General features: G+C 60.4%; 1 protein-coding gene. It reads right to left on the bottom strand.

All coding sequences use genetic code 11. The features are described 5' to 3' along the window. Positions 1-34: 34 nt before the first annotated feature. Positions 35-544 carry an Lrp/AsnC family transcriptional regulator gene (locus tag IVB47_RS19820; RefSeq protein WP_027514344.1) on the bottom strand — a complete coding sequence of 170 codons (510 nt, stop codon included), beginning with the start codon at positions 542-544 and terminating at the stop codon, positions 35-37. Positions 545-682: the final 138 nt, after the last annotated feature.

Below are 682 nucleotides of genomic sequence, written 5' to 3'. Positions count from 1 at the left end.
AAGCCGGGCGATGACAGTTTGCGTGTGGTGAGCCCTAAGCCGCCACCACCGCCGGGATCGGCAGCGCGGTGACCGACTTGATCTTCTCCATCGCGAAGCGCGAGGTGACGTTCTTCAGCGGCACGGCGCTGATCAGCTTTTTGTAGAACACGTCATAGGCCTGCATGTCCGCGACGACGACGCGCAGCATGTAGTCGACGTCGCCGGCCATGCGATAGAACTCCATCACCTCCGGCATGGCGCTGACGGCGTCGGCGAACTTCTTGAGCCAGGCGTCGGAATGGTCGGAGCTCTCGACCGACACGAACACGGAGATGCCGAGCCCGATCTTGTTCTGGTCGACCAGCGCCACCCGCTTGGTGATCACGCCGTCGGCCTCCAGGCGCTGGATGCGCTTCCAGCAGGGGGTCGAGGACAGGCCGACGCGGTCGCCGATCTCGGCGACGGAGAGGGAGGCATCATCCTGCAGCACCATCAGAATCTTGCGGTCGATGGCGTCGAGGCGGCGGCTGGTCTCGGGGAGCGGGACGGCGAGATCGGTCATTTGAAGAACTTTGTTCCATTTCAATGGTCAATTTCCCTGATATAGAGAAAATCATTCTATAGCAAGTCTATAATCTCGGCGCCCGCTCAAGCGTCGCCGCCGGCGACATGTTCAAAAACTCTTCGACTTCAATACGTT

It is taken from the genome of Bradyrhizobium sp. 62, from assembly GCF_023073035.1.
Taxonomy (GTDB): domain Bacteria; phylum Pseudomonadota; class Alphaproteobacteria; order Rhizobiales; family Xanthobacteraceae; genus Bradyrhizobium.
Note: the sequence above shows the minus strand (reverse complement) of the source record. Positions and strands in the feature narration are given on the sequence as shown.